Genomic DNA, 6,975 nt, shown 5'->3' with positions numbered 1-6,975 from the left:
CTTAAGGAACCGCCTGCGCTCGCTTTACGCCCAATAAATCCGGACAACGCTTGCCACCTACGTATTACCGCGGCTGCTGGCACGTAGTTAGCCGTGGCTTTCTGGTTGGGTACCGTCAAGGTAAGAGCAGTTACTCTCCTACTTGTTCTTCTCCAACAACAGAGTTTTACGATCCGAAAACCTTCTTCACTCACGCGGCGTTGCTCCGTCAGACTTTCGTCCATTGCGGAAGATTCCCTACTGCTGCCTCCCGTAGGAGTTTGGGCCGTGTCTCAGTCCCAATGTGGCCGATCACCCTCTCAGGTCGGCTACGCATCATCGTCTTGGTAGGCCGTTACCCTACCAACTAACTAATGCGCCGCGGGTCCATCTCCAAGTGACAGCACAAAGGCCGTCTTTCCTTCGGCTTCCATGTGGAAGCTGAAACTATGCGGTATTAGCACCCGTTTCCGGATGTTATCCCCCTCTTGAAGGTAGGTTACCCACGTGTTACTCACCCGTTCGCCACTAACGTCATAAGGAGCAAGCTCCTTAATCAATTCGTACGACTTGCATGTATTAGGCACGCCGCCAGCGTTCGTCCTGAGCCAGGATCAAACTCTCATGTTAAGTGTGGGCTCTTGTACAGAAACCCGACATGAAAAGCTGAATAGCTCTTTTTTGCTGACTTAATGTTTTTGCGATTATTATCGCGATTCGTTGTGTCATTCTTATTAATAAGAATGACCCTGCACGTTTGGTTCGTTCATTCTTTGTTCAGTTTTCAAAGGTCAAATCCGTTATCACGTGTTACGTTAAGCTCGTGTCGTGACAACTTCTATATGTTAACACGGTGTTAATTATGTGTCAACAGTTTTTTAAAACTTATTTGAAAAGTTGTTTCGTGTTGTGCTCATATGCCTCATCGGCAGCGGCAACTTTTATATAATACCACCGGCTCAAGTCGACGTCAACTGTTTTCTTTATTTGATAGATTGTCAAATTAAGTGGGTAAATTGTAAAATGAAATGCATAAGGAAATAAACGAAAAAATCATGTAGATACGATATACTTATAAGCGACCAAACCAAAAGTATAAGGGGTATCTACATGACTAATAATAATTGTATCATAGAAAACCGCACCTTCACACACCTTACTGATATTCAACGGGGAAAGCTGGAACAGATGGCTAAAATCGGTACCTATAAACAAGCGGAGATGGCGCGTGAATTAGGAGTCAGCCAATCGACTGTTTCTCGTGAGTTGAAACGCGGCAGAACGCGCCAACTTGACTATCAACACAATTATTACGAGCAGTATATTGCCGCCTCAGGCGCTCGGGTTTACAAAGAAAATCGTGAGAACTCGCATGCGCGGAATCATCATAAATATTCTGCAGCTTTCCTTGCTGCCTTACCTGAAAATCTAGCACCCATGAAGGGGTTACGGATTCATAGTGTGGATACTTTTGTACACTCTTACAGAAAATCGCACCCTGACGAACACGTACCATGCACGAAAACAGTTTACGCCTTGATCAATGCTGCCGTACTCCCAATCCGTAATATCGATTTACCTATGAAGACCCGGATGCGGCCACGCAAGAAAAACGTTTCGGAACCGAAAGGTCATAACGCTAAGCACTTAGGTCGCAGTATCGAAGAACGCGATCCAGAAATACTCTCTAGAGAAGATTTTGGGCATTGGGAAGTCGATTTAGTATTAGGCAAGAAAATAAAAAATGAGCCTGTCATCATCACTATGGTTGAACGGAAAACCCGCTACTGTCTAACGAAGAAAGTTTGGGGAAAAGGTGCCATAGTGGTTCAAAAAGGTGTTCTTGATTTGATGAGAAAACAGGGACTGGAACAGTTTAAGACCCTAACAACTGATAACGGATCTGAGTTTTCAAGTCTGTCGCTTATCGAAGGCATTACTGAAGATGTTCAGGTTTTCTTTACTCATGCGTATGCTTCTTGGGAGAAAGGAACGAACGAGAGGCACAACCGCATGCTCCGAGAATTTATCCCAAAGGGAGTCACTCTGCGTCCATTGTCTTATGCACATTTACTGGCAGTAACTAATACGATCAACGACAGACCGAGAAAAATAATGGGCTATGCAACACCTGCAGAACGCCTGCAGGAAGAGTTAGCTAAGTTACAAGCAGCTTAAGGTATTTTGTTGGTTTTATAGGATAAGAGAACAGCTTAGCTGAGTCAAGAGCCGCTTCGCTCCTTCTCTTGACTCAGCCAACCTATTCTCTTGGGTCAGAACCACCAACAACTCACCTGAAAAATGGTAAGGGACGAAATACACACTGCCAACAAAGGCTTCAAACCATTGGTAATACTGGATTATTGAGTAATTCGCTGTCTATAAAGGTTTTTAAAATTTTTTATGCATTTGATATTGCAATTAAGCGTCAAATTAAGTGCAACACTTAGGGGAAAATAAAAGAAACCCATGACCGCTCTAAACCGACCGAAGAGCAATTTATAAACTTTGAGTTGAAGAAAAGAACGTATGTCGAGCAACGCGAATCTGTGAATCTCATTGAGGAAGAAAAACGGGAAGCAATCAAAACTGAGAAACGCCTGAAACAAGAACAGGTTGAAGCACAAGAAGAGCAAGAGTTACTCGAATTTTTTGCGGAATAGAAGAGATGATTGAAAATGAAGAAATAGCGCATAACAATCATGATGGGCATGACGTTTTTGTTAACGGCATGCGGGGGATTTAATCCGGAAACAGCACTGAATGACAGGTGAGAACAATTGAATACCTTCTTTGCCAGTCATGAAGATAAGGAAATCGTAGTGGACTACACGCAGGAAAGCGTCCTAACCTTTTTAGAAGGTGACCTATCAGAATACTTTAGTGATAACTTTAAAGAAGAAATTTCAGGATTAGTGGAAAAAATTCCGTTTGAGGAGACGACATTAGATCCTATACCAAATAAAATCGATTTTTTAGATGACTCAAACAACCAAATACTCTGGACTAAATATGTGATTGATGACTATGAAATAGATTCTGATAATAAACAGGTGATTTTCGAAGTGAGGAGTTTGGTATGCATTCAAATGATTTAAAAATTACAATGTACCAAGACAATGGCAATTGAAAAATATTCAATATTAGTGAATAAGGGGTGACATAATGGGTGACAAAATTTTACGGATGTTTCAAGAATGGGTGGAAGATGGGACAACGACAATATTTAATATTCTATCAGAGTTTATTTTTAGATACGAGGGTTTGAATGGCTTTGCTACAAACCTGTATGGTGTCTTTGTTTTCTTTGGCGGCATATGATTGGTGGTCATGGTTCTGGTAAAGATTATAATTTACCAACTTAGTGAAGCCGAGGGGTCTACTGAAGCCGATATTTGGTCCATTATTATAGGAATAATGAAATCATCTTCAATGGTTTTAATATTACAAACACTCTTGTATTTCATTATGGATCGATTTGTACAAATATTCAATACAACCTTTAGTACTTTAGTGGCCAGTACCCTCATTATGGTAGTCATTGTCGTGTTCTTGGTGAAGGTCTGCATTGTTCATGCGGAACTCCTGATATTGGAACTCACGAGCGTTTTTGCGGCAATAACTATTATTAATGATGAATACAACTATATGGGGATTTGGTGGCGGGAATTCTTGAGTCAGATTGTGACCTTGTTGCTGGAAATCGTATCGATGTTGTTGTTTACACAGATTCTCATGTCTGATGATTTTAATTGGGTAAAGTTAGCTGGATTGATTGGGATGGGATTCGTCATTATAAAGGGTCCAAGTGTTGCAAAATCGATGTGGTTCACAAGCGGAAGAAGTACCATTTCCGGAGCTAAAATGGTGGCCAGTGCTGCCATTCGTAGAAGATAAACATGTGAAAGATAATAGCCCCTTGAGAGTAAGGTAAACTTTACTATCAAAGGGCTATTTCTATGTCGAGTAAAAAAGAACTTTAATGGTAAAAGATTGTGATTTAGAAGAGATGAGTCAGTTTTATAGTAAAAATATAAAAGATGCTTGTCATTAGATAGATAAAGGTCTATATTATACATAGATGATTATCTATGTATAGGAATGCATAGTAAAAAGGAGATAATTTGATGAATAAACTGGAATTATTTGAACCAGCCATGTGTTGTAGCACTGGGGTGTGCGGTCCTTCCGTGAATGAAGACTTATTGATGATTACGTCCGCTATTCAAGCACTGAACACGGTTAAAGGCTATGAGGCAATTCGGTACAACCTGTCGAGCAGCCCGCAAGAATTTGTTAACAATGCAACTGTGACAACTATTTTGCAAGAAGAATTGGCCGATGCGTTGCCGATCACATTGGTGAATGGGGAAGTAAAGAAAAAAGGCGCTTATCCTACTTTAGATGAGATTTCGACATTCATGGGAATTCAATTCGTCATGGCAGGATCAGCTGACGGTAGCTGTTGCGGAGGAGCTGACTCCGACTGCTGTTAAAAGGAAGGAACGATGATAGATGGAAAATTATTCACCAATAGCAAATGACCTAACAAAATACTTATTCTTTACGGGGAAGGGCGGCGTTGGCAAGACTTCAACTGCCTGCGCTACTGCGGTCGCACTTGCTGACAGTGGCAAGCGCGTGATGCTGGTCAGTACAGACCCTGCCAGTAACTTACAAGATGTGTTTGGCCGGGAACTGACCAATAAAGGAACGGTAATCGAAGAAGTACCAGGGTTGCATGTGGCCAATTTTGATCCCATTACAGCAGCTCAGGAATACATGGAGTCCGTCGTTGGCCCTTATCGGGGACTGTTGCCGGAATCTGCCATTGCCAATATGGAGGAGCAACTCATGGGCTCTTGTACCGTTGAGATTGCCTCCTTTAACGAGTTTGCTGGCTTTTTGACCAACCCTGAAGTCGAACAGAAATTTGATTTCATTCTCTTTGATACCGCACCAACAGGCCACACGTTGCGGATGTTGCAGTTACCGTCTGCATGGAATAACTTTCTAGACGAGAACACCACTGGTGTATCTTGCATGGGACAACTTTCCGGTTTAGGTGATCAGAAGGAGAGCTACGAACGGGCGGTCAAAACGCTAGCCGATAAAACAAAAACAACCTTGCTTTTAGTCACCCGGCCACAAGAAGGGCCGATTATGGAGGCGGAACGCGCTTCTAACGAGCTAAAAGAATTGGGTGTTCTTAACCAACGACTCATCGTCAATGGCGTGTTGGAAAAGCCAACCGATGCCGTTTCGCAAAAGTTTGCAGACGAGCAGCAAGAAGCCTTAACCAATATGCCCGCCAGCTTGAATCAACTTCCAGCTACACAGATTCCTTTGCGTTCCTTTAACGTGACTGGCCTTGAAAATTTACGTTCACTCTTAAAAGAGGAGCACGTCATTACTGCTCCTTCAAGTTTGCAAAACGAAACTTACCCGGCCCTCAGACAGGTTGTCGATGATTTGGTGGCTACCAATAAGCGTGTGGTCTTCACGATGGGAAAAGGCGGGGTCGGAAAAACAACGATTGCCGCTACCATCGCTCTTGGCCTGGCGGAAAAAGGCAAGAAAGTCCACTTGGCCACAACCGATCCTGCTGCCCACTTGGGCTATATCATTCAAGAATCGGACGCGATCAAAATGAGCCGCATTGACGAAAAGCAAGAACTAGCCGATTATCAAGAAGAAGTGCTGACGAAGGCCCGCCAAACGATGTCACCAGAAGACTTGGCCTACGTGGAAGAAGATTTGCGCTCCCCATGTACTCAGGAAATAGCCGTTTTCAGACGTTTCGCTGACATTGTAGCAACTGTTGACGCCGATGTGGTCGTCATTGACACCGCACCTACGGGACATACCTTATTGCTGTTGGATTCATCCCAAAGTTACGCCAAAGAAGTGGAACGGACTTCAGGAGAGGTGCCGGAATCGGTACGCCAGTTGTTGCCAGTGTTACAAGACCCGCAGCAAACGGAAGTGGTGATGGTCACACTGCCTGAAAATACGCCAGTATACGAATCGCTTCGATTAAAGGAAGACTTAGACCGAGCAAACATTGCGCATACGTGGTGGGTGGTAAATAACAGCATGTTATCAACCGGAACCACCAATGAATTGCTGCTAGCCCGGGCTCAAAACGAACAAAAATGGATCCAAAAAGTAGCTGAAGTATCCAACAACCACTTTGCGGTTGTGGAGTGGAGTTCGGTAGAACTCAAAGGGAAAGCTTTGGCGACCATACTATAGTTTTTATGAAAGGAAACGAAAAAATGGAGAAATTAGCAATTTATGAACCAGCATTGTGTTGCAGCACCGGCGTATGCGGCCCTTCTGTAGATGAAAACTTGATCCGTATCACTGCTGTCATGCAACATGTTCGGAAAGTAGAAGGAAAGCAAATGGTCCGTTACAATCTAAGTGCGAATCCAAATTCTTTTATTCGCAATGAAGCCGTTCAGCAAGTGCTCCAGGAAAAAGGAATAGACGGTTTGCCTGTGACTGTTTTGAATAACGATACCATAGTGAAAGTCGGCGATTATCCAACTAACCAGGAGATTGCTGATTGGTTAGGTGTATCCTTAGAAAAAACAACGGCCTCTACCGTAAAGTAGAAAGGAGATTGAAAATGACTTACGAATCGTATGCAAAGATTGCCAAAGCCCTTTCTGAACCACAACGTGTCAAAATATTAGACATGCTATCGTGTGGGGAAATGTGTGCCTGTGATATTTTAGAACACTTCGACTTCACGCAACCGACTCTCTCTCATCACATCAAAGTGTTAACAGAAGCAGGATTAGTGATTGCAGAAAAAAAGGGGACCTGGCATCATTACTCTCTTAACGAAGAAACAGCAAAGCAGTACATTCAGGAAACGGTTCACTTGCTGACACATGCCGCGGATTGTATTTGTATCAAAGAAGGAAATAAGACCGATAAGACAAATCTTGGTGTTCTGCAATAATATCGGTATAGCCTCACTCAAAG

The 6,975-nt window shown here is 43.0% G+C and carries 9 protein-coding genes and 1 rRNA gene (1 of these 10 running past the window's edge); 9 read left to right on the top strand and 1 reads right to left on the bottom strand.

The genetic code is table 11. The features are described 5' to 3' along the window. Positions 1-609, bottom strand: a 16S ribosomal RNA gene (locus BW721_RS09125); it reaches 947 nt to the left of the window's first position. 480 nt (positions 610-1,089) lie between these two features. On the opposite strand from BW721_RS09125, the gene BW721_RS09120 reads away from it, so the two are divergent. The 9 genes from BW721_RS09120 to BW721_RS09090 all read left to right on the top strand — a co-directional run bounded on the left by BW721_RS09120 (position 1,090) and on the right by BW721_RS09090 (position 6,952). Then, positions 1,090-2,157 carry an IS30 family transposase gene (locus tag BW721_RS09120; RefSeq protein ID WP_076765119.1) on the top strand — a complete coding sequence of 356 codons (1,068 nt, stop codon included), beginning with the start codon at positions 1,090-1,092 and terminating at the stop codon, positions 2,155-2,157. Between the two features lie 335 nt (positions 2,158-2,492). Then, positions 2,493-2,642 carry a hypothetical protein gene (locus tag BW721_RS11840; protein ID WP_156892231.1) on the top strand — a complete coding sequence of 50 codons (150 nt, stop codon included), beginning with the start codon at positions 2,493-2,495 and terminating at the stop codon, positions 2,640-2,642. A gap of 117 nt (positions 2,643-2,759) precedes the next feature. Further along, on the top strand, positions 2,760-3,077 hold the full coding sequence (locus tag BW721_RS09115) for a hypothetical protein (RefSeq protein ID WP_076768051.1): 318 nt from the start codon (positions 2,760-2,762) through the stop codon (positions 3,075-3,077). 67 nt (positions 3,078-3,144) lie between these two features. Beyond that, the gene (locus BW721_RS11835; RefSeq protein WP_156892230.1) at positions 3,145-3,300 is read left to right on the top strand and encodes a hypothetical protein; all 156 of its coding nucleotides are present in this window, start codon (positions 3,145-3,147) and stop codon (positions 3,298-3,300) included. A gap of 270 nt (positions 3,301-3,570) precedes the next feature. Then, complete coding sequence (locus BW721_RS11830) at positions 3,571-3,876, top strand: hypothetical protein (protein WP_156892229.1); 306 nt, start codon at positions 3,571-3,573, stop codon at positions 3,874-3,876. A 230-nt stretch (positions 3,877-4,106) separates the two neighbouring features. Continuing rightward, positions 4,107-4,475 carry an arsenite efflux transporter metallochaperone ArsD gene (gene arsD, locus BW721_RS09105; protein ID WP_076768046.1) on the top strand — a complete coding sequence of 123 codons (369 nt, stop codon included), beginning with the start codon at positions 4,107-4,109 and terminating at the stop codon, positions 4,473-4,475. Between the two features lie 19 nt (positions 4,476-4,494). After that, positions 4,495-6,234, top strand: a complete 1,740-nt coding sequence (arsA, locus tag BW721_RS09100) for an arsenical pump-driving ATPase (RefSeq protein ID WP_076768044.1) — start codon at positions 4,495-4,497, stop codon at positions 6,232-6,234. Between the two features lie 23 nt (positions 6,235-6,257). Further along, complete coding sequence (arsD, locus tag BW721_RS09095) at positions 6,258-6,599, top strand: arsenite efflux transporter metallochaperone ArsD (protein WP_076768042.1); 342 nt, start codon at positions 6,258-6,260, stop codon at positions 6,597-6,599. A 14-nt stretch (positions 6,600-6,613) separates the two neighbouring features. After that, positions 6,614-6,952: an ArsR/SmtB family transcription factor gene (locus tag BW721_RS09090; protein WP_076768040.1), complete on the top strand. Its 339-nt coding sequence runs from the start codon at positions 6,614-6,616 to the stop codon at positions 6,950-6,952. Positions 6,953-6,975: the final 23 nt, after the last annotated feature.

The sequence above is a fragment of the Jeotgalibaca sp. PTS2502 genome (assembly GCF_001975685.1).
Taxonomy (GTDB): Bacteria; Bacillota; Bacilli; order Lactobacillales; family Aerococcaceae; genus Jeotgalibaca; species Jeotgalibaca arthritidis.
The sequence above is the reverse complement of the archived record's forward strand: the minus strand, read 5'-3'. Positions and strand labels throughout refer to the sequence as shown.